The following is a 21,201-nucleotide window of genomic DNA, read 5'->3' as shown; positions in this document are numbered from 1 at the left end:
GATTGGAAGGGGGGTGATGCATTTCTAAGCAATCGTTTGAAGTACGTTTTTTTGCCCATCATGTTCACATTTTAAATACAGGGGGAAGGATAATGAAACGATTTTACGGCATCTATGTGGCGATTGTAACCCCTTTTACAGATTCGATGAAGGTGGACTACGATCGATTGCGCGACCACGCTGACTGGTTAATTCAAAATGGAGTTCATGGACTTGTGCCAGTTGGATCAGTAGGAGAGTATGCTGCTTTGGACGATGAAGAGCGAGCCAAGGTAGTGGAAACGGTTGTCGAGGTAGCGGCAGGTCGTGTTCCGGTGGTAGTGGGGACAGGTGCTCCGTCTACGCAAAAAGCAGTTGGCTGGGCAGAACATGCGAAGAGGATAGGCGCAAGCGGGATTATGGCTTTGCCGCCGATTAACTACAATCCAACTCGATCGGAAGTTATTTCTTTTTATCAGTCTCTGTCGGATGTGGGTTTACCGATTATTGCTTATAACAACCCGTTTGATACCAAAGTCGATTTGACCCCTGATTTATTAGCAGAGCTTTGTAAGCTCGAACATGTAGTCGCTGTGAAAGAATTCTCCGGAGATATACGCCGGATTCATGAGATATATGAAAAGACCGATCTGGAAGTTTTGGCTGGAGCGGATGATTTGGCTTTAGAAGGCTTGTTAGCAGGTGCGACAGGCTGGATTGCTGGCTTTACCAATTCGCATCCGAAAGAAAGTGTTGAGTTATTCAATTATGCAATTAACGGAAAAGTTGCGGAAGCCACACAATTGTATCGTCGTTTGTTGCCTCTTTTTCGGTATGATTCGACTCCGCGATTAGTGCAGTCGATTAAGTATGCGTTGGAGTTAGTAGGAAGACCAGTGGGTAAGGCTCGTGCTCCTCGTTTGGATTTGACGAATGAGGAGAAGGTGAGTATTGAAAAGGCAAGTCAGTGTATTTGAACATGTAATGTTTTGCTGGATTAGGTGCTTTGATTAAAAAACGAAAATTTGAATAAGAGAAGGGAGAGTCTATTCGATTACGGCGATGTTAGCGATCCTACTTAGCGGAGCCATCCGTAGCATGGGTGTTTTGGGTGCAACTTGTTTGAGCGTTTTTTGCGATTTTTGCACCTACCCCAGCGAAGGATCGTGGAGCGGACAGTCTCAACTTCCTTGTGGGATCGGTATTTGAGCAGTGATTGAATAGATTCTCCCAGCTCTGATCATCCAATAGATCATAATCAATTCACTGATACCAGACAAAGCTTTGGATAGATGATCAGAATTGCGATGTAGCCTTCAGTTTGATAGGAGTTTCTCTTGGTGATTGCGAAATTACGCTACGTTTTACAGGAGGAGATATGGTGGAGAGTCGAAACTGGATTGGTGGGGAATGGATTGAGCCGGTGGGGGAGAAGGTGGTTATAAAAGACCCTTCGAATACGGAGATGGAAGTGGGGACGATTACGCTTTCGGATGGTTCACATGTGTTGCAAGCAGGAGAAGCCGCGAGGAGAGCTTCGAGAGGGTGGGCGAAGTTAACGGGCTCTGCTAGGGGAGAGTTTCTGTATAAGATGGCTGATCTGTTGCAGAGTCACTTGGAGGAAGTTGCCCAATTAGCGAGTCAGGAGATGGGGAAGCCGATTTCGGAGATGAAGATGGAAGTGATGCGGGGTGTACATCTTCTGCGGTACTACGCGGCGGAGGGAGTAAGGACGCATGGACAGCTAATTCCATCCACTCAAACGGAGGTGGTGCAGTATTCAAAACGGGTTCCACTCGGAGTAGTCGGAATTATTACTCCATGGAATTTCCCTGTGGCGATTCCGATTTGGAAGATTGCCCCTGCACTCATCTGCGGGAATACGGTGGTCTGGAAGCCAGCGGAATATGCTTCTTTGACAGCGGTTCGCTTAACAGAGATCTTTGCGAAAGCGGGACTACCTGAAGGTGTTTTCAATCTAGTGATTGGGAAGGGTAGTGTCATTGGGAATCAGATGATTGAGAAGATGGATGTAGATGCTATCAGCTTTACGGGCTCTTCTATGATCGGAAGTCATATTGCAGCTACTTGTGCCAAGCGCCATATCAAGTATCAGACGGAGATGGGTGGAAAGAATGCCGCTATCGTTTTAGATGATGCAGATATCGAAAAAACGATCCCAATGATTTTAAGCGGTGCTTTTCGTTCAGCCGGTCAGAAATGTACGGCAACAAGTCGAGTCATCGTGGAAAAAGGGATTATGAATTCATTTATCGATGCGCTCCGGCAAGGATTATCGAATGTGAAGCTGAGTCATGCCCTCGATCCCCATGCATACTTAGGACCCGTTGCGTCCAAAGAACAGTATCAAACGGTTAACACGTATGTTGAATTGGCTCGTCGGGAAGCGGAGGTTGTTGTAGAAGGAGCGAATACGCTACAAAAACCAGGCTATTATATACCCCCTCTAATCGTAAAAGGAGTAGGAAACGATCATAAGCTCGTGCAAGAGGAGATCTTTGGTCCTGTTGTAACGCTGTTACCTGCTCATGATTTTGAGGAAGCGATTCAACTATGTAATCAAACAGTCTACGGATTAAGTGCGTCTATCTTTACAAAAGATGTAAACCACGCGTTCCGATTCCTAGAGGAAGCAGAAGTAGGAATGGTCCGTGTGAACCAAGAAACCGCCGGAGTAGAATATCAATCACCATTTGGCGGCATGAAACTCTCTAGTTCCCACACACGCGAACAAGGTGTAGCCGCGCTCGACTTCTATACACAATGGAAAACGTGTGCAATAAGCTACTCCGTTTAGATGAATAATGTAGATCCAGCTTAGAAAGGTGAAGCTGGATTTTTTTATAAGCGATAAACGAAATGTCTAAAAAACATGAACAAGAAGGATATATTATATGTTTAATCGAAATAATTAAAGTAAACAAACATATATTGTGTGAAAAATTTCCTGTTGCACGATTGCTCCCAATGCTGTATAGTTGCTTTATCACATAAAAGCAAACAAGCATAAAAGTGAACAAGTGATAAAGTGAATATACGGCATCGACAAGATTCAGTAGCAACTTACATGAGCAGTGTCAGAGACTAGGTGGAAGGTGCAAACCTAGGCAGTGTTAGATGTGAATTACCCTTGTCAAAAGGATGCCATAAAGAGTGGGTTGTAGCTTACATGTTATAACCAATTAGGGTGGTACCGCGGAGCTTTTCGTCCCTATTAGGATGGAAGCTTTTTTATTTTGTTATAAAAGGAGAGAGATTTATGTCGAGGAAAACAATCCCGTCCCATCTACAAGCGTATGTTTCAAAGCAGGATTATGACTTATATACGCCTATTAACCAGGCTGTGTGGCGTTATGTGATGAGACAAAACTATCATTTTTTCCGTGATCTTGCTCATGAATCCTACCAGGATGGCTTGGAGAAGTCGGGTATTTCCCTCGATCGAATCCCTCGTGTAGATGAGATGAGTCAGTGTTTGGAGCCATTTGGATTAGCGGCAGTAACGATCGATGGGTTGATCCCGGGGGTGGCGTTCTTTGACTTCCAAGGTCATGGATTCCTACCCATTGCGACAGAGATACGGACTCTGAAACATATCGGTTATACACCTGCCCCTGATATGCTTCATGAGGCTGGAGGACATGCTCCCATCTTGAGCGAGCCGAAATTTGCGGAGTATGTCAGGCTGTTTGGACAGATTGGAGCAAAGGCGATCTCGTCACGAGAAGAGCATGAGTTGTTTTTAGCAACTCGTAAGCTAACTCAAATCATGGAAGATCCAGCTTCCACTCCAGAGATGATCACTGAAGTAGAGCGAGTTCATGCTGAGAAGATGAAGGCTGCAACAGTGCGATCGGAAGCGACTGAGATTTCTAGGTTGTACTGGTGGACGGTTGAATACGGTTTGGTTGGTACATTAAACGATCCGAAAATCTATGGGGCTGGATTGCTTTCTTCGATCAGTGAAGGACAGCATTGTCTATCGTCTGATGTGGAGAAAATCCCGTTTGATGTGGATGTATGTATGGATACTGACTTCGATGTAACAAAGCCGCAACCTCAATTGTTTGTTTGTCGGGACTTCGATCAATTAATTGAAGAGATCCAGGTCTACAGTGAACGAATGGCGTATCGGGTTGGTGGAACGGAAAGTTTGGAAAAAGCACAGCGTTCTGGACAAGTAACCACCTCTGTATACAATTCTGGTTTACAAGTAAGTGGAGTTGTGACAGAACTTCTCTACGATGAGCAAGGAGAAGCGGTTTACCTCCGAACAGAAGGCGGAACACAGCTCTCGTTTGAGGATGAAGAGTTACCAAACCAAGGATGTGCAGTCCATCATCATGGATTTTCGGCTCCAATAGGTAGAGTAGAGGGTTTAGAGAAGCAGTTAGAAGAGTTGAGCTTAGTAGAGTGTGAAGAGTTAGGAATGCAGATAGGTAGTCAGTTGAGCTTGAGGTTTGTGAGCGGAGTTGAGGTAGAGGGGACGTTAACGAACATGACGTTCCAGAGAGATCGTTTGATCCTACTTTCTTTTGAAGATTGTAAGGTTACATGGGGCGATCGAGTATTGTTTGAACCAGAGTGGGGAACTTTTGACATGCCAGTTGGAGAGAGAATCCAATCGGTTTACGCAGGACCTGCTGATCATGATCATTTTGTTTTTGAAGAGCAGGATGTATGGACTGTTCATAAACCTGCGGTGGTTTGGACGGATCTGGATGATCTTTATCAAGATGTTCGTGATTTACGAGAAGAGCAGAGAAAAACGTGGGAAGTCACAAGTATTTTGGCCCGTCTACGTCAGGTAGACCCAGATGACTGGCTATTACGAGTAGAGATATTAGAGCTAGCCATTGCCTTTGAGGACAAGAGCTTAGAGAGACAAGTGAGAGCAGAGTTGAGTGAGATAGCAGTAAGACAAGTAGAGAGCCGATCCCTAATTGATAACGGGATCCGGTTAGCAGAGCAAGAGCCTCATACCATTCTCGTCAAACAGACGACATAGGAAGAAACAGAAACAATAGAAAACCCAGTATCCACATGATTGTGTGGTTAGCTGGGTTTTCTATTTCCTATTTTGGATCGAATCGGAATCAGGTGGGGTCTCCCTGCATGATGAGCTTCGATCAATTCTTGAAGCGTGATCGGAAGGTGCCCCCATTCTTGAAGTGTATCTCGAATTTCTTGGACGGTTCCGGATAGGCGGATGCCGTTCGCAAATATTTTCTTCTCCATATCTTCGCACCCTTAATAAAAGTCTTTTCTAACGGGATACGCTAAAACCGAAGGAAATATACCCTTTTTGAAATATATTTTTGTGTATAATAGAGGAATATTAAGAGCCGAAAGGTTGCGATTGCATGAGGAATTTAGAGGAAAAAACGATTTCGACTCAATCTATTTTTAAAGGTAGAGTCATTTCTCTCCAAGTTGACGAGGTTGAATTGCCAAATGGAAACACTTCAAATAGAGAAATTGTGAAGCATCCTGGAGCAGTAGCCGTTGTAGCCATTACGCCAGAAGATCGCATCATTTTAGTACGTCAATTTCGAAAGCCATTGGAAAAGACGATTTATGAAATCCCAGCAGGTAAGAGAGAATCCGGAGAAGATCCACAAGTTTGTGCAGAGCGTGAACTAGAGGAAGAGACAGGCTATCGTGCAGAGAAATGGGATCACTTGGTCTCATTCTACACATCTCCAGGATTTGCGGATGAATATCTCCATCTCTATCAAGCGGATGAGTTAAGCAAAGGGCAAGTAAACCTAGATGAAGATGAGTTTGTGGAGCTGGTAGAGTGGACGCTTCCAGAATGCCTTCAGGCTATCTCACGTGGAGATATTTGTGATGCAAAAACCGTAGCAGCTATCTTATTTTGGCAGAACCAACAACACCAGTCATGACTGTTTTAACGAACCTATTTGCGGATTTGCATATTCATATTGGTCGAACGCAAACAAATAAACCGGTCAAAATATCGGCTGCTCAAAACTTAACGTTTCGGAATATCCTTCAAGAAGCTTCCGATCGGAAAGGTCTTCAATGCATTGGAATCATTGATGCTCAGTCTCCTCCTGTTTTAGAAGAAATTCAAGAGGGGATTGGATCAGGGATCTTTCGAGAGCATTCAGATGGCGGGATTATCTACGGACAGACGACCTGTTTGCTAGGGGCAGAGTTAGAGTTGCGCGGGGATCATGGGCTGTTTCATGTGCTTGTGTACGTACCGAAACTTGATCAAATGAAGGAGTTAAGTCTTTGGTTGAGTGGATATATGAAAAATGTACAATTAAGTACACAGCGCCTTTATGTACATCCTTCTGTCTTGCTAGAAAAAATAAAAGAATTAGATGGATTTTTAATCCCAGCTCATATATTTACCCCTTTTAAAAGTGTGTATGGGAGTGCTAGTTACTCACTAGAATCGCTGTTCCCTCTTTCTGATATTGCAGGAGTGGAGTTAGGATTAAGTGCGGATACAAATGTAGCAGATCAAATTTCCGAGTTACAGTCTCTCACATTTGTCTCTAACTCCGATGCTCACTCGCTCCCTAAGATAGCAAGAGAATACAATGAATTTCATGTTGCCGAAGCTTCTTTTCTGGAGATGAAGCGGGCTCTCTTTCGAATCGATCAACGTAAAGTGATGACCAACTATGGGCTGAGTCCCAAATTAGGTAAGTACTATCAAACGATTTGTGACCAGTGTCAGCAAGCCATACCGATGGATAAAGGCAAATGGATTTGTCCTAGCTGTAGGCATGTACAAACGGTTTTAGGAGTAGCGGATCGAATTGCCCAGCTTGCGGATCAGTCTGTGCAACATCCAGATCATAGACCCCTTTATATTCATCAAATTCCCTTGGAGTTTCTACCGGGCGTAGGGAAGAAAACGATTGATCGTCTGCTTTCTGTATTTGGAACGGAGATGAATATCCTTCATCGAGCTAAGTTAAACGATTTACAAAGTGTTGTGGGGGATCGAATCGCTCATTATATCGACTTGTCTAGGAAAGGAATGGTAGATTTAGTCGAAGGTGGTGGGGGAACGTATGGAAAACTGAAGCAATCGGTTTTTAGATGAATTTGGAGGACGAAATTATTTCGATTCTCCAAATTCATTCCACTTTTCTCTAGTAAAAATGATATAATACAATTATTCTGTTAAATCATGTTCTTTCACTAGGGATAGAAGAGGTGATGTGGATGAATCACACAGAAGGACACATTCCACTCACAGCAACTCGATATACGCTTTACTCTTGGGTTCTATTTTTACTACCGCTAACTTTTGGTGTATTATTAGCGTCGATCTATGATTGGTCGGACTTTTGGGTAGCCGTGGTAATTGGATTAGGTTGCTGTGTACTTGTAAATAATATCATTGTAGTCATGTATCAACTTTATACGAGACGAGTTAGTATCTTGATGATTTTGGGTCAAGTGTACGTTGCTTGTTTTTTTGGAATTATGTTTTTAGGAAAAGCATATGTGGATGTTCGATTAGAGTTTGTACTTATGGCCATCTTTGCGATTAATGCCCTTTTGGGTGTGATGTACCGTAAAAATCTATTGCTTTGTGGCTGGTGTGCCAAAGTGATCTTGCTCTTTACGGTTGGGTTTCCCTTTGTTTTTGCACAAATTGCCTATACATATGGATGGTCTTCTACTATGGATGCACCAGGTCTGATGAGTTCGATTGCGGCCGCATTTACTTATTATACGGGGTCCTTGTTAAATAATAATTATTATTTCCCGTCATAACAAACAGAATATTAATCCGGTTTACAGAAGAGTCGCAAGTTTGAATTATCACACTTGCGACTCTTCTGGTTTTCATCAATAAGCAGTCTTCAAGGTCAGCTATCTTGCAAATCTATTAAATTGATCATATCTCTCTCATTTCTCTCATAGAATTGTTTTAAGAGAGTGAGGAGGACGGATCAATGGGAAGAAAACATTACTGGAGTCAAGCTATACAAGCTCATGTACAGAGCCAAAAATCGCTCTATATTTTTGTAGTCGTCTTGTTTTTGACAGGGGTTGTCTTTGGAGCGGTTATCGTAAACATGTTGACTGCCACACAACGTACGGGACTATCTAGTTATTTGGGACACTTTTTTAAAGAACTAGGGAGAGGGAGTATTGCTGATTCCGAAGTTGCCCTACAACATTCGATCGGAGAGCATTTGAAAACAATTGGCCTGATGTGGTTATTAGGTTTATCAGTGATCGGAATCCCTATTTTATGCCTCTTTTTGTTCTTTAAAGGAATGGTGATTGGCTTTACAGTTGGCTTTCTTGTTCAACAGTTTTCATGGACCGGATTATGGTTTGCTTTTGTTTCTATCGTGCCTACGAATCTGTTTGTGATTCCTGCTATGATGATTGTCTCGGTAGTGGGAGTTTACTTCTCCGTAGACTTAGTAAAAAATCATATTATTGCGCATCGAGGTTCGCTTTATCCCAAATTTGTTTCGTATTGTGGAGTTGTCGTGATGATGGCGTGTCTCATGATGATCTCTTCTCTTGTTGAGGCGTATCTCTCACCGATGATCATGAGAGGATCACTGCCTGAACTTGCTTTTATGTTGCCACATTTCTCTTTAGTTTAAAGTAATTATTATGTGATAATCTCTTTTAGTTGGTTTGACTTTTCCCGTATATCTCTCATATAATGTTGAGTAGATTGAGGGGGGTGTGGATGTGGAAAAACGAGTAAATCAAATTAAACAACAATTATCCGCCCACAATTATAAACTAACCCCCCAACGGGAAGCGACTGTGCGTGTTTTACTTGAAAATGAAGATGATCATTTGAGCGCAGAGGATGTTTACCTGTTGGTGAAGGACAAGGCACCTGAGATTGGGCTTGCGACCGTTTATCGTACGTTGGAACTACTTAGCGATCTTCACATCATTCATAAGCTGAACTTTGGTGATGGTGTGACCCGATATGAGTTTCGTGCTGAGGGAGCTGAACATCACCATCATCACTTAATGTGTTTAAATTGTGGCTCTGTTGATGAGATTATGGAAGATTTACTGGGGTCTATTGAACAGCGGGTCGAGCGGGAGTTCCATTTTCAAATTTTGGATCATCGTTTGACGTTCCACGGAATTTGTTATCGTTGCAAAGGTCAGGCAATTGATCCAAAAAAATTAATAGGTTCGAAAGTAACGTGAGATGCTAGTAATGGCTCTCACTTCTTTTTGGTGATTTTTAGGTTTTAAGTACAATTGGAAAGTGTTAAGATAGGTTTGATGCTGAAGGAGGTTCATTATGAGAATTGGAATTCCTAGAGAAATTAAGAACAACGAGAACCGGGTTGCGATTACTCCTGGTGGCGTAGATGCGTTCATCACGGCGGGTCATTCGGTTATGGTAGAAAAAGATGCAGGAATTGGAAGCGGTTTCACTGACGAGGTTTTTGCTTCCCATGGTGCTCAGATTGTGGACAGTGCGGAACAAGTTTGGGCAAACTCCGATATGATTTTGAAAGTAAAAGAACCACAACCTACGGAATATGGATATTTCCGCGAAGGGCTTGTTTTATTTACATATCTCCATCTTGCTCCTGAGCCAGAATTAACAGCGGCACTCATGGAGAAGAAAGTAACGGCAATTGCTTATGAAACTATCCAGTTAGATAATAGATCTCTTCCTTTATTAACCCCGATGAGTGAAGTAGCAGGTCGTATGTCTGTCCAAATTGGTGCTTCTTTTTTAGAAAAGCCACATGGTGGAAAGGGCGTGCTATTAGGTGGTGTACCGGGGGTTCTTCCTGGTGAGGTCGTAATCGTAGGGGGAGGAATCGTGGGTACCAATGCAGCGAAGATGGCTGTGGGTCTTGGTGCGAACGTAACGATCCTCGATGTGAACCCAGACCGTCTGCGTCAACTAGACGATCAATTTGATGGGAAATTACGAACTTTGATGTCCAATCCATACAACCTATCAGAAGCAGTTAAGAAAGCAGACCTGCTCATTGGTGCGGTACTCATCCCAGGACGTCGTGCCCCTCGTTTGGTGACCGAAGAGATGGTAAAACAAATGCAACCTGGTTCCGTTATCGTGGACGTTGCCATTGACCAAGGTGGTTCGATCGAAACGATTGACCGTGTAACCACACATAGTGAACCAACTTACGTAAAACATGGAGTGGTTCATTACTCAGTGGCGAACATGCCAGGTGCGGTTCCTCGTACTTCTACGCTCGCGTTAACCAATGTAACCATTCCTTATGGTCTTCAGATCGCCAATAAAGGAGTAGAACGTGCTTTAGCGGAGAGTAAACCATTGGCGCTTGGTGTAAACACAATTCAAGGAAAATGTACATATCAAGCAGTTGCAGAAAGCTTGAACTTGACTTACACGCCTCTTGAAGAAGTTTTATAAGAATAAATCAGTTCTCCTACCCATACATTGATAAAAAATGGGTGGGGGACGAGTTACTTATGATTATATCCACCAGACGGATCAAGCAATGGCTGACTTTTTTATTATTATTTGTCTTGTTCACCCTTCTTCTCTATCAAGTGATGAGTTTTTTTACCGAGATGTTTGAACCAAATTCGATCTATAAAGAACCAATCGGCGATGCGGTAAAGGTATTTTCAGACTATGGTAGACAAACATCTCAAGTGACATTCTCCGAACTAGTCCGAGAGCGCCTGTTATGGTTTTATGAGATTGGGGAATAAGAATAGTAAGATTTTCTGTAAACATCCTAACAAAATAGGATGATTCTTTTTTTATCAACAACATATGAGAGGGGGATTAGACATGAGAAAATACAATCGTGTCTTCCTCATTGTCTTGGATAGTGTTGGAATTGGCGAATTACCAGATGCCAATTTATATAATGATGTCGGCGCTCATACATTAGGTCATATAGCACAACATGTAAATGGATTAGCTATGCCCAATATGTCGAAGTTAGGACTTGGAAATATTGAAGCAGTAGAAGGGGTCTTACCTGCTGATGTTCCGCAAGCTTCTTATGCTCGGATGAAAGAAGTTTCACGTGGTAAGGATACCACTACGGGTCATTGGGAATTTATGGGCATTATCACGGAGACTCCGTTTAAAACCTATCCAGATGGCTTTCCGAGCGAACTGATTCAGGAGTTTGAGCAAAGGATTGGTCGCAAGGTTTTGTGTAACAAACCTGCCTCGGGCACAGAAGTGTTAGATGAATTTGGTGAAGAGCACATGAAGACAGGTGCCGTCATTGTTTACACTTCTGCGGATAGCGTATTCCAGATTGCAGCGCATGAAGAAGTCGTGCCACTAGAAGAGCTATATAAAATTTGTGAAGTAGCAAGAGAACTAACGCTAGATGAGAAATATTGCGTAGTGCGAGTGATTGCACGTCCATTTGTCGGAAGCCCAGGAAGCTTTACACGTACTTCCAATCGTCGTGATTATTCAGTGAAACCACCTATTAAAACTGTTTTGAATCATTTGCAAGAGGCTGGTAAAGAAGTAATCTCGATTGGTAAAATCTCCGATATCTATGCAGGAGAAGGAATTGTTCGCTCGATCCATACCAAAGACAATATGGATGGAGTAGATCAAGTGTTAGCAGTGGCGAAACAGGAGTTCCACGGTCTCGCTTTTGCCAATCTAGTCGATTTTGATGCTAAATTTGGGCATCGACGTGATCCAGAGGGATACGGCCGGGCGCTAGAAGAATTTGATGCTCGTTTGCCTGAGATTCTCGCAAATCTGCGCGAAGACGATCTTTTGATTATCACAGCGGATCATGGGAACGATCCAACCTTCCACGGAACCGATCATACTCGTGAATATACGCCACTTGTCGTATATAGTCCATCGATAACAGAAGGTACAAATTTAGGTGTTCGTGAAACATTTGCTGATATTGGTGCTTCCATTGCTGAGAACTTTGGAGTAACCTCTCCTTATGGAACTAGTTTCTTAAAAGAATTACCTTAAATAAATGATAGGCGGTGCTGACGTGAGTCAAAATCAATCAAATATCCGAGAAGCAACAGAATGGATTCAATCCAAAATCCAAGTTCAACCGAAAATTGGCCTTATTTTAGGTTCTGGTTTAGGAGTACTAGCTGGTGAAGTAGAAAACCCTGTGAAACTTCCTTACAATGATATTCCTCATTTTCCACAATCTACAGTAGAGGGGCATGCTGGTGAGCTAGTGGTAGGTACATTAGAAGATCAACCGGTATTAGTAATGGCGGGTCGTTTTCATCTATATGAAGGACATCCATTAACATCGGTAACCTTCCCCATTCGTGTGATGAAAGAGTTAGGAGTCGAAAAGATCATCGTAACTAACGCGGCTGGTGGAGTGAATACTTCCTATGAACCTGGTGACCTTATGCTCATTAAGGATCACATCAACATGACGTTCCAAAACCCATTGATCGGGCCTAACGATCCAGAGCAAGGGGTACGTTTCCCAGATATGTCGACTGCATATGATCCAGAGCTACGTGAAATGGCTCGCAAAGTGGCAATAGAGCAGGGAGTGAAATTCCAAGAAGGTGTATATATCGGACTTCTTGGCCCTACTTATGAAACGCCAGCAGAGATTCGTATGTGCCGTTTTCTAGGTGGAGATGCGATTGGAATGTCAACTGTGCCTGAAGTAATTGTTGCTCGTCACGCTGGGATTCGTTGCTTAGGTATCTCCTGCATTAGCAACATGGCAGCAGGAATCTTAGAGCAACCTCTTTCCCACGATGAAGTTATGGAGACAACAGAGCTAGTAAGATCTCAGTTTATTAATCTGGTAAAAGGGATCTTGCGCAACATCTAAAATCTTACATTTCGAGGTGCAACGATGAATATGATCCAACTTATCCAAGAGGCGAAAGAGTTTATCTCAAGCAAAACAAATCAAACTTATCAAATTGGGTTGATCCTCGGTTCTGGCTTAGGTGATCTGGCAGATAAGGTAGAAAATAAAATTACGATCAAATATGATGAAGTACCTCATTTTCCTGTATCCACAGTAGAAGGTCATGCAGGGCAGTTAGTGTTAGGTACTTTGGCAGGTAAGCAAGTCATCGCGATGCAAGGTCGTTTTCATTTCTATGAAGGCTACAGCCAACAAGATGTAACCTTCCCAGTGCGTGTGATGAAAGCGCTCGGAGTTGAAACGGTGCTCGTAACCAACGCAGCAGGTGGGATGAATGCAGATTTCCATGCAGGGGATCTCATGCTTATTACGGATCATATTAATATGACTGGTTCCAATCCATTGATCGGTCCTAATTTTGCGGAACTAGGTCCTCGTTTCCCAGATATGTCGACTGCCTATACCCCGGAATTAGTGCAGGTAGCGAAGCGTGTAGCGACCGATCTAGGCGTTACCGTTCAACAAGGGGTATATGCTGGTATTAGTGGCCCAGCTTATATGACACCGGCAGAGCTGATTATGTTACGTAATATGGGTGGAGATGCGATCGGGATGTCGACTGTCCCAGAGGTAATCGTAGCCCGTCATGCAGGGATGAAGGTGCTAGGGATCACTTGTATCACGGACATGGCGATTGGAGAAGCACTCGAACCGCTTACTCATGAACAAGTAGTAGAAGTAGCAAATCGTACCAAACCAATCTTCATGAATTTGGTTCAGGGAATTTTAAAAGAGGTGTAAGTGGATGGACACAGTTTCTTTAATTCGCAAAAAACGGGATGGACACGAATTATCGACAGAAGAAATTCGTTTTCTTGTAGAAGGTTTTTCTGCGGGAGAAATCCCAGATTATCAGATGTCTTCGTTTGCTATGGCAATCTTCTTCAAAGGGATGACAGACCGAGAAACGGCAGACCTCACCATGGCAATGGTAGAGTCTGGTGAACAAGTTGATCTTTCTAAGATTAATGGAATCAAAGTAGATAAACATAGCACAGGTGGCGTAGGGGATACGACTACTTTAACATTGGTCCCACTCGTAGCAGCTACAGGTGTTCCAGTAGCGAAGCTCTCTGGACGAGGACTCGGGCATACAGGTGGAACTATCGATAAGTTAGATGCGATCCAAGGGTTTTCTACGGAGCTTGACATTGAAGAGTTTATCCAGCTAGTGAATAACAGCAAAGTAGCCGTAGTGGGCCAAACAGCAAACTTAACACCTGCGGATAAGAAGCTTTACGCCCTTCGCGATGTAACAGGAACGGTTGACTCCATTCCCCTCATTGCGAGTTCGATTATGAGTAAAAAGATTGCATCGGGTGCAGACGCGATTGTTCTCGATGTAAAAACCGGTGACGGTGCTTTTATGAAAGAGGAAGCAGATGCGATTAAACTAGCAGAAGCGATGGTGGCAATCGGAAAGCAAGTAGGCCGAAAAACAATCGCTGTTATCAGTGACATGAGCCAACCATTAGGTTATGCGATCGGAAATGCTGTTGAAGTAAAGGAAGCGATCGATACCCTTAAAGGAGAAGGTCCGGAAGATCTTCACGAGTTAGGGCTTGTCCTCGGTTCTCAGATGCTGATCCTTGCAGGTCGTGCGAAAACAACTGAAGAAGCACGTAGTTTGCTAGAGGGTGTTGTGAAGGACGGTAGTGCCCTTGCGAAGTTCCGTGAGTTTATTAAAGGGCAACACGGAAATGCAGAGATCGTCGATCATCCTGAACTTCTTCCGCAACCAGCAGAGAAAATCCAAGTCCTCGCTGAGAAATCTGGATTTGTACAACGTATTCTCGCTGAAGAAGTGGGTCTCTGTGCCATGAGATTAGGCGCTGGTCGTGAAACGAAAGATGATGTGATCGATTACGCAGTAGGTATCGTGCTTCATAAGAAAGTGGGCGATTCGGTTTCTGACAAGGAAGCGATCGCAACCCTTTATGTGAACGCAAAAGATAACCTTGATGAGGTACAGTCTCGTCTGCGTCAAGCGATCCAGATTGATTCTGAGCAAGTTCAAGAACCTGCATTGATACGTTGCATTGTTACAGAAGATGGTGTGCAAAAAGTATAAATACGTAAAGGAAGCCAGCCCAATCGCCTACAAGCGAGAGGAGCTGGCTTTTCTAATAAGTGAATGGAAAGCGAGATATGATAAAAGGTACCCACATTGCTCTGTGGGTACCTTTTTCTGATGAATCCCTATTTTACTTCAAAGAATTTCGCTACATCGTCAAGCATGAGGTTTGCTGCTAGAACGCCACCAGCGGTGTTCCAGATCGTGTCGCTTACTTTGAATGCTTTTTTGTTTTTCACTGCGTTTAGTCCTTGGAAGAGTGGATCTTTCAACCATTCTTTTTCGAGGTCTGTTGCTTTGTTATCGCCTGTTTCATAAGTGAAGTAGAATAGGTAGTCGCCGTCCATCGCAGGGATGCGTTCTTTGCCTACACCACGCTCAGCTAAGTCATTTTTGTTTTGTGACTCAGGACGTGCAAATCCGAGATCTTTTAGAATCACTCCAGAGAATGAATCTAAATGGTAAATACGAACATCTCCTGTTATAAAGCGAACCATGGAAACTTTATTCTTTAGCTTATCTCCCAATTTACCTTTTAATTGGGCAATCTTCTCATCATATTGAGCAAGTACTTTTTGTCCTTCTGACTCTTTGTTTAATACTTTCGCATAAAATTTGAAGTTTGCTTTCCAATCACCTCGTAGTGATTCTGAGTAAACAGTGGGTGCGATTGCTTTTAATTGTTCATACACTTTCTCGTGACGCATTTTATTTCCTATGATTAAGTCGGGTTTTAAAGAAGCGATGGTTTCAAGGCTTGGCTCACTTTCCATGCCAACCACCTTTACGCCTTCCATTTGACCTTTAATATGATCATACCAAGGTTTACCAGTAAAGGATTGTACGGCTCCAACCGGCTTTACTCCTAGAGCGAGTAGAGCTTCGGTTCCTTCATTAGTAAGAATAACCACTTTTTTAGGAGTGCCCTTGATTTCTGTTTTCCCCATTGCGTGCTCAATCGTAGTAGTTGGACCATCTGATTTACCAGATTCAGTCGTGGTTTTACTACCACAAGCTGTAAGAGCAGATGCGATGAAAAGCAAGCTCGCTAAGATGAATAGAGAGCGACTTTTTATAAATCGTGAAAACATATATATGATTCCCTCCGTTGATTTGAAAATGATTTTCAATTACAATGAGAATCATAATCAATATTTAGTGTAGCTGTCAACAAAAGAAAATAAAAATAATTCTTATTAAAAAACAACATTGTGGTCACATGAGGGGAGTATGTAGTAAGAAATGAAGATTCATACGCACCAGGGGAAATGGCTTACACTAATCATTTCTATTTTTGTATTAATTCTTTGTATGGTAGGTAGTGTATTACTTGGCTATACAGATACGTCCATTCAAACGGCTATTCAAGCTTTTTCACATCCGACAGGCGTTTTTGATCAATTAGTGGTGACAGAGGTTCGCTTGCCACGTGCTTTGATCGGTGTAGCGATTGGAGGGGCGTTAGCGGTTGCGGGTGCATTGATGCAAGCGCTTACCCGTAATCCAATGGCGTCCCCAGATTTTATCGGGGTAAATGCAGGTGCTAGCTTCTTTATCGTTGCTGGGATGATGCTGTTCTCGGTTACTTCATTGGAAGCGTTTTTATGGATTGGATTAGTGGGCTCTGCCGTGACTTCACTTGCCGTGTACCTATTAGGGTCCATGGGAAGAGGAGGACTGTCTCCATTAAAAATAACATTAGCTGGTGCAGCGACCGCAATGTTATTTGCCTCGATGACACAAGGGTTGTTAGTGTTAGATGAATCTGCACTGGATCAGGTGATGTTTTGGTTAGCAGGTTCGATCGAAGGGCGAAAATTAGAGTTATTACAATTGATAGTTCCCTATTTGACGATCGGATTCCTAATCGCTCTTTTCTTAGGAAAATCGATTAATGTGTTGCAGATGGGGGAAGATGTGGCAACGGGCTTAGGGCAGAAAACGTGGCTAGTAAAATTGCTTGGACTCGTTTCGATCGTTCTTCTAGCAGGAAGTGCTGTATCGGTAGCAGGCCCGATTAGCTTTATTGGAGTGATGGTTCCTCATATTGTCAAAGGCTTAGTGGGTAATGATTATCGTTGGGTAGTTCCTTTTAGCATAACGATCGGAGGGATTGTCCTCGTACTGGCTGATATAGCCGCTCGATTTGTCATGATGCCAGAAGAGGTTCCTGTAGGTGTGATGACAGCATTAATCGGGATCCCATTTTTCTTAGCAGTAGCACGTAGGGGAGTAGGAAAGGCATGAAAACGAAACGATGGTTGATAATACGTAGAGGGAAAGCAGAACGAGTCTCACTTCTATTTGAAAAACGTTCCTTTTGGATGATCACGATTTTTTCGGTTCTCCTTATGGTTACGTTTCTCCTGACTGCGGGAGCAGGAGAGGTATATGTGAATCCGATTGAAGTGGGGAAAGTGATATTTGGTTTGGATGCGAATGCATTTTCGAAGCTAGTCGTCGAATCGTTTCGGTTGCCTCGAATGATTGTGGCTGTTTTAGTCGGTATGTTACTAGCGATTTCAGGCTCGATTTTGCAAGGGATTGTTCGAAACCCACTTGCTTCTCCTGACTTACTAGGAATCACGGGTGGTGCGAGTGTAGCGGTTGTCATGTTTTTAGGGATGTTTAGCGATCCTAAGACGAATGCACTAATCGTAAGCATTCATTGGCTTCCGTTGATTGCGATATGCGGAGCTCTCATAGCGGCCCTGATTTTATATAGTCTGGCATGGAAAAATGGTTTGTCACCCGTTCGCTTGGTGTTAATGGGGATCGGGGTTTGGGCATTGACGAAAGCGCTCACGACTTTATTTATGGTGAAAAGTGTCATTTACCGTGCAAGCCAAGCAAATGTGTGGATTACAGGTTCGGTATATGGCGCAAATTGGGATCATGTATCGATACTCGTCCCGATCGCACTTTTATTAATATTATGTACTTTCTTTTCGGTACGACAGTTAAATGTTCAGGCCTTTGGAGAAGAAATTGCGGTTGGTTTAGGTGGTCAGGTCTCAAAACAAAGATTATGGTTACTTACCTTAAGTACGTTAACAGCCGGAGTCGCCGTTGCGTATGGCGGGGGAATTAGTTTTGTGGGTCTAATGGCGCCACACATCGCTCGTAGATTGGTCGGTTCTAACTATGGTGCTCTTTTGCCTATTTCGGCCTTAATAGGTGGATTTCTCGTATTACTCGCTGATACGATCGGGCGGACACTTTTTCTGCCGTTGGAAGTGCCAGCAGGTGTGTTTATCTCGATCCTAGGAGCCCCTTATTTTATTTATTTATTAATTCGAGAACGAGGCTAACGTGGTGATATAGGCGTGATGGGTAAGGAGATGATTGACGATATGATTGCACTAGAGACAAGTCAATTAAAATTGGCATATGGAGAGCGAGTTATTATAGATGGGCTGGACGTTGAGATTCCAAAGGGGAAGATTACGGTATTAATTGGCTGTAATGGATGCGGAAAATCAACTTTACTACGCTCTATGGCTCGGCTACTAAAACCGAAAACCGGGACCATTTTACTGGAAGGACAGATGATTTCAAAGATGTCCACGAAGGAGATCGCGAAACAGCTGGCGATCCTGCCACAAGGTCCTGTTGCTCCAGAGGGATTAACGGTTTTACAGTTAGTGAAACAAGGACGATTTCCTTATCAAAGCATGCTTCGTCAGTGGTCTACTGAAGATGAGGAGCTTGTAAATAAGGCACTTGAAGCAACGGGATTAGATGAACTACGAGATCAGGATGTTGATTCACTATCAGGTGGACAGAGGCAACGTGCTTGGATTGCCATGACCCTCGCACAGAATCCAGATATCCTCTTGCTAGATGAGCCAACAACTTACCTAGATTTAACACATCAAGTAGACATTCTGGACTTATTATTTACGTTAAATCGCCAAGAGAACCGTACCATTCTTATGGTGTTACATGACCTCAATTTAGCTTGTCGATATGCGGATCACTTAATTGCTGTCAAAAGTGGAGAGATTTATGCACAAGGTTCACCAGAGGATATTATGAAACCTAGTTTGGTACAGGATGTATTTCAAATGGATTGTGAGATTATTTCGGACCCGATTTTTGGAACCCCTTTATTAATCCCACATGGGAAAGGGAGAAACATTGTTAGAAAGGAGGGATAGACATGTCCATGATGATGGAAGAGCTTCATTTGTTACAAACTCGATTTCGTCTCGATCCGCGATCTTGGAGTGAGATTAAAAGTGAAGTACAAGGATGGAGCTTTCCGCTAAGTGACTTGCTGGAAGAGAATCCTAGAGAACAAGTGTTACGTCAAATCAAAGATCTTTTAGGAACAGCTAATTTATCGGTAGCTAGCTCGATGTTGGTGAAGAGAATTAGCTTCGCCTTCTTAATTCCGTTAACGCTTTTTTCCCTTTATCAAAAGAGAGTAGTAGGCTCAGCTTGGAATGTGGCATTGTTAACCCCTCCTGAATCAGATTCGTTATGGATTCCCAGTATTGTTATGGACCTATCTGAAATGAAAGAAATACATCCAGAGGAGCGCTCTTCCGAGCGAACGGAGCTGTTTCGCTGGATGTTTCAACAGCATTTCGCGCCATGGACGAATGGAATCCGAAGTTCTGTTAATATTTCCGAAATGACGCTATGGGAAAATGTATATGTCTACATCAAGTGGATGTATCAAACCATGGTGACAGAGGTTTCTTCTATAGAATTGAAAAGACAGATTGAGGAAGATTATCAGGCACTCATTTTAGATCCTACCTTATCCCTAGATCAAAAAGGAACGAACCCCTTTGTTGTCTTTTCGCAACCAGAATTTGCTCATAACCGTAAGACTTGTTGCTTAGCTTATTTAACATCCTTACGGCCGAAACATTGCAAGACTTGTCCGGTAAATTGTAGTGCACGTGAATCATCCTCGGGTTGATTTCGCATACTTCCTGTTTGTCTGAGAGACACTATGCTCATTAAGACAATAGGAGGAATGCTAGATGCTGAAACGGATCAGTATCTCTGTTTTTATTTCAATCTTTGTACTCTCTTTGTTTGTACCACGAGCGATCGTACATGCGGCAGAATTAGATCTAGCACCTAATGCGAAATCAGCTGTATTGATGGACGCAGATACAGGAACGGTCATTTATGAGAAAAATAGTCATGAAAAATTACCGCCTGCAAGTATTACCAAGGTGATGACAATGCTTTTGGTGATGGAAGCCATTGAACAGAAGAAATTAAAGATGACGGATTCGGTTACGGTTTCAGAAAATGCCTCGTCAAAAGGTGGCTCTCAGATTTTCCTCGAGCCGGGTGAGTCGATGACCGTTCATGACTTATTAAAAGGAGTCGCTATCGGTTCAGCAAATGATGCCTCAGTCGCGCTAGCCGAGCATATCGGAGGAACAGAAGAAAACTTTGTTGCGATGATGAATAAACGCGCTGTTGCACTGGGATTAAAGGATACTAAATTTCAAAATCCAAACGGCTTACCTGTAGCAGATCACTATTCTTCGGCATATGATATCGCTTTGTTATCTCGTGAGTTATTGAAGCACCCTGAGATCACTAAGTATACGAGTTTGTATCAGGATTACTTACGTCAAGACTCGAAAAAGCCGTTTTGGCTTGTAAATACAAATAAACTGGTTCGTTTTTACCAGGGATTAGATGGTCTGAAAACAGGCTTTACCACGGAGGCGCGTTTTTGTTTAACCGCGACTGCCAAACGTGATAACTTCCGTGTCATTTCAGTAGTGCTGGGTGAACCTGATTCAAAAATGCGAAATCAGGAAATTTCCAAGATGTTAGATTATGCCTTTAGCCAGTACACCAACTACACTTTCTACAAAAAAGGGGATCTCATTGCTAAGGTGGGAGTCGATAAAGGGAATCCAGAGGAAATCTTGATTCGGGCACATCACTCCATGTCGATCTTGATGAAGAAGGGCGAAGATCCAAAGCAATATAAAAAGGTAGTTCAGTTTAAAGAGTTAAAAGCCCCGATTAAGCAAGGAGAGACGATTGGGACAATCGACTTTACGAATAAAGAAGGAAAAGTCGTAACGCATCTAGAGATCACCAGTTCAAGGGACATCGAAGAAGCAAGCCTCTGGAAATCGATTCAAAAAGTGTTTACAGACGTATTTAAGTAAATTTCTTGAAGGAAGCTGGCCAGAAAGCTAGTTTCCTTTTTTATTTTTATAGCAGGAT

Annotated in this window: 21 protein-coding genes; 19 read left to right on the top strand and 2 right to left on the bottom strand. The window is 43.0% G+C overall.

The features are described 5' to 3' along the window. Positions 1-92 precede the first annotated feature (92 nt). From J2Z48_RS11395 to J2Z48_RS11385, 3 genes are all read left to right on the top strand, one after another. Positions 93-956 carry a dihydrodipicolinate synthase family protein gene (locus J2Z48_RS11395; protein ID WP_307253637.1) on the top strand — a complete coding sequence of 288 codons (864 nt, stop codon included), beginning with the start codon at positions 93-95 and terminating at the stop codon, positions 954-956. A gap of 404 nt (positions 957-1,360) precedes the next feature. Beyond that, positions 1,361-2,797 (top strand): aldehyde dehydrogenase family protein, encoded by a 1,437-nt coding sequence (locus J2Z48_RS11390; RefSeq protein ID WP_307253700.1) that lies wholly within the window; start codon positions 1,361-1,363, stop codon positions 2,795-2,797. Positions 2,798-3,259: 462 nt separating this feature from the next. Then, positions 3,260-5,008, top strand: a complete 1,749-nt coding sequence (locus tag J2Z48_RS11385) for an aromatic amino acid hydroxylase (RefSeq protein ID WP_307253635.1) — start codon at positions 3,260-3,262, stop codon at positions 5,006-5,008. Positions 5,009-5,055: 47 nt separating this feature from the next. On the opposite strand, the gene J2Z48_RS11380 is transcribed toward J2Z48_RS11385, so the two are convergent. Beyond that, positions 5,056-5,238 carry a hypothetical protein gene (locus tag J2Z48_RS11380; RefSeq protein WP_307253633.1) on the bottom strand — a complete coding sequence of 61 codons (183 nt, stop codon included), beginning with the start codon at positions 5,236-5,238 and terminating at the stop codon, positions 5,056-5,058. 125 nt (positions 5,239-5,363) lie between these two features. Here J2Z48_RS11380 and J2Z48_RS11375 point away from each other — a divergent pair, with 125 nt between their 5' ends. The 11 genes from J2Z48_RS11375 to J2Z48_RS11325 all read left to right on the top strand — a co-directional run bounded on the left by J2Z48_RS11375 (position 5,364) and on the right by J2Z48_RS11325 (position 14,982). Then, complete coding sequence (locus tag J2Z48_RS11375) at positions 5,364-5,906, top strand: NUDIX domain-containing protein (RefSeq protein WP_307253630.1); 543 nt, start codon at positions 5,364-5,366, stop codon at positions 5,904-5,906. Then, on the top strand, positions 5,903-7,087 hold the full coding sequence (locus J2Z48_RS11370; protein ID WP_307253698.1) for an endonuclease Q family protein: 1,185 nt from the start codon (positions 5,903-5,905) through the stop codon (positions 7,085-7,087). The genes J2Z48_RS11375 and J2Z48_RS11370 overlap by 4 nt, the downstream gene beginning before the upstream one ends. A 122-nt stretch (positions 7,088-7,209) precedes the next feature. Next, positions 7,210-7,767, top strand: a complete 558-nt coding sequence (locus tag J2Z48_RS11365; protein WP_307253627.1) for a hypothetical protein — start codon at positions 7,210-7,212, stop codon at positions 7,765-7,767. 182 nt (positions 7,768-7,949) lie between these two features. Beyond that, positions 7,950-8,618, top strand: a complete 669-nt coding sequence (gene spoIIM / locus J2Z48_RS11360; RefSeq protein WP_307253624.1) for a stage II sporulation protein M — start codon at positions 7,950-7,952, stop codon at positions 8,616-8,618. Positions 8,619-8,709: 91 nt separating this feature from the next. Continuing rightward, positions 8,710-9,189, top strand: coding sequence for a ferric iron uptake transcriptional regulator (fur, locus tag J2Z48_RS11355; protein WP_307253621.1), 480 nt, complete (start codon positions 8,710-8,712; stop codon positions 9,187-9,189). A 97-nt stretch (positions 9,190-9,286) separates the two neighbouring features. Then, on the top strand, positions 9,287-10,402 hold the full coding sequence (ald, locus tag J2Z48_RS11350) for an alanine dehydrogenase (RefSeq protein ID WP_307253618.1): 1,116 nt from the start codon (positions 9,287-9,289) through the stop codon (positions 10,400-10,402). Positions 10,403-10,461: 59 nt separating this feature from the next. Beyond that, entirely contained in the window at positions 10,462-10,707 is a 246-nt protein-coding gene (locus J2Z48_RS11345; RefSeq protein WP_307253616.1) for a DUF4227 family protein, read from the top strand. An 82-nt stretch (positions 10,708-10,789) separates the two neighbouring features. Continuing rightward, the gene (gene deoB / locus J2Z48_RS11340) at positions 10,790-11,965 is read left to right on the top strand and encodes a phosphopentomutase (RefSeq protein ID WP_307253615.1); all 1,176 of its coding nucleotides are present in this window, start codon (positions 10,790-10,792) and stop codon (positions 11,963-11,965) included. 22 nt (positions 11,966-11,987) lie between these two features. Continuing rightward, positions 11,988-12,809, top strand: a complete 822-nt coding sequence (locus J2Z48_RS11335; protein ID WP_370872924.1) for a purine-nucleoside phosphorylase — start codon at positions 11,988-11,990, stop codon at positions 12,807-12,809. A 30-nt stretch (positions 12,810-12,839) separates the two neighbouring features. Then, positions 12,840-13,652 carry a purine-nucleoside phosphorylase gene (locus J2Z48_RS11330; RefSeq protein WP_370872928.1) on the top strand — a complete coding sequence of 271 codons (813 nt, stop codon included), beginning with the start codon at positions 12,840-12,842 and terminating at the stop codon, positions 13,650-13,652. A 4-nt stretch (positions 13,653-13,656) separates the two neighbouring features. Next, entirely contained in the window at positions 13,657-14,982 is a 1,326-nt protein-coding gene (locus J2Z48_RS11325; RefSeq protein WP_307253606.1) for a pyrimidine-nucleoside phosphorylase, read from the top strand. Positions 14,983-15,110: 128 nt separating this feature from the next. On the opposite strand, the gene J2Z48_RS11320 is transcribed toward J2Z48_RS11325, so the two are convergent. After that, entirely contained in the window at positions 15,111-16,076 is a 966-nt protein-coding gene (locus J2Z48_RS11320) for an ABC transporter substrate-binding protein (protein WP_307253604.1), read from the bottom strand. Positions 16,077-16,227: 151 nt separating this feature from the next. Here J2Z48_RS11320 and J2Z48_RS11315 point away from each other — a divergent pair, with 151 nt between their 5' ends. The 5 genes from J2Z48_RS11315 (at position 16,228) to J2Z48_RS11295 (ending at position 21,143) form a co-directional block, all read left to right on the top strand. Next, positions 16,228-17,232 (top strand): FecCD family ABC transporter permease, encoded by a 1,005-nt coding sequence (locus tag J2Z48_RS11315; RefSeq protein ID WP_307253603.1) that lies wholly within the window; start codon positions 16,228-16,230, stop codon positions 17,230-17,232. Then, positions 17,229-18,296 carry a FecCD family ABC transporter permease gene (locus tag J2Z48_RS11310; protein WP_307253601.1) on the top strand — a complete coding sequence of 356 codons (1,068 nt, stop codon included), beginning with the start codon at positions 17,229-17,231 and terminating at the stop codon, positions 18,294-18,296. Before J2Z48_RS11315 ends, J2Z48_RS11310 begins: the two co-directional genes overlap by 4 nt. 42 nt (positions 18,297-18,338) lie before the next feature. Next, positions 18,339-19,145, top strand: coding sequence for an ABC transporter ATP-binding protein (locus tag J2Z48_RS11305; protein WP_307253695.1), 807 nt, complete (start codon positions 18,339-18,341; stop codon positions 19,143-19,145). 2 nt (positions 19,146-19,147) lie between these two features. Further along, positions 19,148-19,918 (top strand): IucA/IucC family C-terminal-domain containing protein, encoded by a 771-nt coding sequence (locus J2Z48_RS11300; RefSeq protein ID WP_307253598.1) that lies wholly within the window; start codon positions 19,148-19,150, stop codon positions 19,916-19,918. A 64-nt stretch (positions 19,919-19,982) separates the two neighbouring features. Further along, positions 19,983-21,143 (top strand): D-alanyl-D-alanine carboxypeptidase family protein, encoded by a 1,161-nt coding sequence (locus J2Z48_RS11295; RefSeq protein WP_307253595.1) that lies wholly within the window; start codon positions 19,983-19,985, stop codon positions 21,141-21,143. The last annotated feature ends 58 nt before the right edge of the window (positions 21,144-21,201 follow it).

This window comes from Croceifilum oryzae (assembly GCF_030814315.1).
Classification (GTDB): Bacteria; Bacillota; Bacilli; order Thermoactinomycetales; family Thermoactinomycetaceae; genus Baia; species Baia oryzae.
This window is presented reverse-complemented; position numbering and strand designations above follow the sequence as displayed.

Excerpts from the sequence above, each read along its gene's own strand:
- J2Z48_RS11375 (WP_307253630.1), top strand. The coding sequence starts at position 5,364 with ATGAGGAATTTAGAGGAAAAAACGATTTCGACTCAATCTATTTTTAAA.
- spoIIM (WP_307253624.1), top strand. The coding sequence starts at position 7,950 with ATGGGAAGAAAACATTACTGGAGTCAAGCTATACAAGCTCATGTACAG.
- J2Z48_RS11380 (WP_307253633.1), bottom strand. The coding sequence starts at position 5,238 with ATGGAGAAGAAAATATTTGCGAACGGCATCCGCCTATCCGGAACCGTC.
- deoB (WP_307253615.1), top strand. The coding sequence starts at position 10,790 with ATGAGAAAATACAATCGTGTCTTCCTCATTGTCTTGGATAGTGTTGGA.
- J2Z48_RS11365 (WP_307253627.1), top strand. The coding sequence starts at position 7,210 with ATGAATCACACAGAAGGACACATTCCACTCACAGCAACTCGATATACG.
- J2Z48_RS11325 (WP_307253606.1), top strand. The coding sequence starts at position 13,657 with ATGGACACAGTTTCTTTAATTCGCAAAAAACGGGATGGACACGAATTA.
- J2Z48_RS11310 (WP_307253601.1), top strand. The coding sequence starts at position 17,229 with ATGAAAACGAAACGATGGTTGATAATACGTAGAGGGAAAGCAGAACGA.
- J2Z48_RS11330 (WP_370872928.1), top strand. The coding sequence starts at position 12,840 with ATGATCCAACTTATCCAAGAGGCGAAAGAGTTTATCTCAAGCAAAACA.
- J2Z48_RS11345 (WP_307253616.1), top strand. The coding sequence starts at position 10,462 with ATGATTATATCCACCAGACGGATCAAGCAATGGCTGACTTTTTTATTA.
- J2Z48_RS11385 (WP_307253635.1), top strand. The coding sequence starts at position 3,260 with ATGTCGAGGAAAACAATCCCGTCCCATCTACAAGCGTATGTTTCAAAG.
- J2Z48_RS11315 (WP_307253603.1), top strand. The coding sequence starts at position 16,228 with ATGAAGATTCATACGCACCAGGGGAAATGGCTTACACTAATCATTTCT.
- J2Z48_RS11300 (WP_307253598.1), top strand. The coding sequence starts at position 19,148 with ATGTCCATGATGATGGAAGAGCTTCATTTGTTACAAACTCGATTTCGT.
- J2Z48_RS11305 (WP_307253695.1), top strand. The coding sequence starts at position 18,339 with ATGATTGCACTAGAGACAAGTCAATTAAAATTGGCATATGGAGAGCGA.
- ald (WP_307253618.1), top strand. The coding sequence starts at position 9,287 with ATGAGAATTGGAATTCCTAGAGAAATTAAGAACAACGAGAACCGGGTT.
- J2Z48_RS11320 (WP_307253604.1), bottom strand. The coding sequence starts at position 16,076 with ATGTTTTCACGATTTATAAAAAGTCGCTCTCTATTCATCTTAGCGAGC.
- J2Z48_RS11395 (WP_307253637.1), top strand. The coding sequence starts at position 93 with ATGAAACGATTTTACGGCATCTATGTGGCGATTGTAACCCCTTTTACA.
- J2Z48_RS11295 (WP_307253595.1), top strand. The coding sequence starts at position 19,983 with ATGCTGAAACGGATCAGTATCTCTGTTTTTATTTCAATCTTTGTACTC.
- J2Z48_RS11370 (WP_307253698.1), top strand. The coding sequence starts at position 5,903 with ATGACTGTTTTAACGAACCTATTTGCGGATTTGCATATTCATATTGGT.